We start from the raw sequence: 2,406 nt of genomic DNA, 5'->3' as shown, positions 1-2,406 counted from the left end.
CTACCATATTCATTAGGAGACCTCAAGCTTTGGTGTCGTTACCTTTATCTTGTGGTTTCCCTTTCTTTTTTGCTACCCCAATTCACATAAGCCGTATTTTATAAACACCCTCTTAGAGATAGTTAAATCTTTGCAGTGTCAACACCCTAACTTAAACCCACCGAATTTGGTAAAATCTCTGTATTTGGCTCCTAGTTGTGATTATTTGCGTTTGCGCCGACTTATTTATGAGGTCGATGTCAAATCTTACTATTTTCTGCTGGGCCTACATTAGCTATCTTATAACCATCTGGATAACTGCGAATAGGATGATCGATAAAGTAGTATGGCTGATTTCGTGGGGGAAAGTAACGTAATAATCGCGCCCTAATTTTGAGGATATTTGCTAGGAGCGATCGCTATCGTAACCCCACTTGCCAATTTCCCCTATAATTATGCCTGTATCGTCGTAGCGTTTTTGTGAATGCTGATAAAATTCCCCTGTTTTATCCAATAATTTAGAAATGCTGGGAACACAATAAGTTCGCATCAAAGCCACTTCCAGCGCTCTTGTCATTTCCCATGAAAAATCATAGCCAATCATTATAGAGTAAATTTGGCAATGAGCTATCACAGGATCGAGCTGCTGAATCAGATGGAGATTTTTGTAGCGATTAAAAAGCATCTGAGATTTTTCCTGCGCTCAATACAAGCAAACTTCAAACTTCCATAATTATACCTTTTCAGGGGTTAAAAATTAATGCACAATCCTTTTCTTTCCTGGCTGAGTAAAATTTGCAGTGGGAAAAGTTATGATCCTGGAGTTTGAGGATGTTGACCCTCAAAAGTTTGCTCAATTGGTGTCAGATGCGCCCCAGTGGACTGAATGGATGGGGTGATTTTTCGGCACAGATTGCGATCGCTAAAAGGTCAGTTCCTCCCCAGCAAAAAAAAACTAACTTTTATCCAGAATGACTTTCAACATTTTTAGAATTGCTCTTATGCCCTTACAATCTATGTAATTCGTTTTTTAATCATCATCCGAACTCCACCTTCAGGAGCAAGGGTAAACCCACGTCTTTGCAATTTAAGAGGTTTATTTTCCACCAATGCAAGTTGATAATTAGATAAAACGGTTGCCAAGACTAACTTCATTTCTAACAAAGCCAGGGCATATCCTAAACATCGCCGACTTCCACCACCAAAAGGAATGAACTCCCAAGGGGAATACTGCCGTCCTAAAAAACGTTCCGGATTAAATTGTTGAGGATTAGGATACAAATCTTCCCGGTAATGCAGGAGGTAGATACTTGCCATTAAAGTTGTGTCAGGAGCAAACTGGTATCCGGCAATATTAATGGATGATTTGGTAATGCGTGGGAAAAGCACTGGAAGGACTGGATACATCCGCAGGGTTTCAAGGCATACTGCTGTTAAGTAAGGAAGTTGGGCGATTTCCATCGGGTTAGGATTTTCTCCCAAGCTGTCAAGTTCCTGCTGCAATTGCAAAAGGACATCTGAATTTTGATGAATTTGATAGAAAGCCCACGCTAGCGTTGTTGCAGTAGTTTCATGTCCCGCAAATAAAATTGTGAGCAATTCATCTTTTAATTCATCATCGGTCATTCTTTGCCCAAATTCATCCCGTGCTGCCATCATCAAGCTCAGAACATCACCCTGGCTCTGATTCTCCTTTGTTCTTTTCTCCTCAATTTCTGCAAGAAGCAGCTGATGAATATAGTTTTGTCTACTTCTCATCTGCCCCCAAGGAGTCCATTTTCCCCAATCTTGTTGTAAAAACGGCAAAAATAGCATACTGGAGCGCAAAGGAGAATCAGTCATATCCAACCAACTAGTAAGTAGAGGTAAAATTAGCTGATAGCGTTCCCCTTCACTTAAACCAAAAACAATTTGTAAAATTACTTCTAGACTCACTTTCTGCATGGCAGACCGAACCACAAAAGGTTGATCGGTTTGCCATTGACTAGCAATTTGCTCGGTAATTAAGCAGATTTGTTGACCATAAGCCTGTAGCCTTTCTCCATGAAAGGGGGGCATTAATAATTTTCGTTCTCGTCGATGGCGGGCACCATCTATTAACATCAGAGAATTTCGCCCAATCAGAGGCTCTGCAAGTTCATTACCACGACCAACATCAAATTTAGAATCTTGACTGAAAATTTCTTGAATGGCCTGGGGATGGCTAAGAATTACATAAGAACCCAGTCCGCTCAGTCGCATGGAAAAAATGTCTCCATACTTTTGACTATACTTTTGCTGAAATCCAATCGGATCGGCAATCCATTTTATTAGTTGCCACCACGAAGGACTGGTAATGCAATTCGGTAATTGACTAAGCATAATATTTACTTGTATATTCTACTTCATCATCTCAAACAAATACACCCACTTTCGTGCGTTTACATA

Annotated in this window: 3 protein-coding genes; 1 reads left to right on the top strand and 2 read right to left on the bottom strand. The window is 40.3% G+C overall.

Going from position 1 to position 2,406, the window contains the following annotated elements:
• Positions 1-385: 385 nt before the first annotated feature.
• Entirely contained in the window at positions 386-664 is a 279-nt protein-coding gene (locus V7K76_RS29275) for a hypothetical protein (RefSeq protein WP_334779531.1), read from the bottom strand.
• Between the two features lie 146 nt (positions 665-810).
• On the opposite strand from V7K76_RS29275, the gene V7K76_RS29270 reads away from it, so the two are divergent.
• On the top strand, positions 811-954 hold the full coding sequence (locus V7K76_RS29270; RefSeq protein ID WP_334954160.1) for a hypothetical protein: 144 nt from the start codon (positions 811-813) through the stop codon (positions 952-954).
• Between the two features lie 39 nt (positions 955-993).
• Here V7K76_RS29270 and V7K76_RS29265 read toward each other — a convergent pair whose 3' ends face one another.
• A complete protein-coding gene (locus V7K76_RS29265) occupies positions 994-2,340 on the bottom strand; it encodes a cytochrome P450 (protein ID WP_335030335.1) in 1,347 nt (448 codons plus the stop codon).
• Between the last annotated feature and the right edge of the window lie 66 nt (positions 2,341-2,406).

This window comes from Nostoc sp. (genome assembly GCF_036917975.1).
Lineage (GTDB): Bacteria > Cyanobacteriota > Cyanobacteriia > Cyanobacteriales > Nostocaceae > Nostoc.
This window is presented reverse-complemented; position numbering and strand designations above follow the sequence as displayed.

Excerpts from the sequence above, each read along its gene's own strand:
- V7K76_RS29270 (WP_334954160.1), top strand. The coding sequence starts at position 811 with ATGTTGACCCTCAAAAGTTTGCTCAATTGGTGTCAGATGCGCCCCAGT.
- V7K76_RS29275 (WP_334779531.1), bottom strand. The coding sequence starts at position 664 with ATGCTTTTTAATCGCTACAAAAATCTCCATCTGATTCAGCAGCTCGAT.
- V7K76_RS29265 (WP_335030335.1), bottom strand. The coding sequence starts at position 2,340 with ATGCTTAGTCAATTACCGAATTGCATTACCAGTCCTTCGTGGTGGCAA.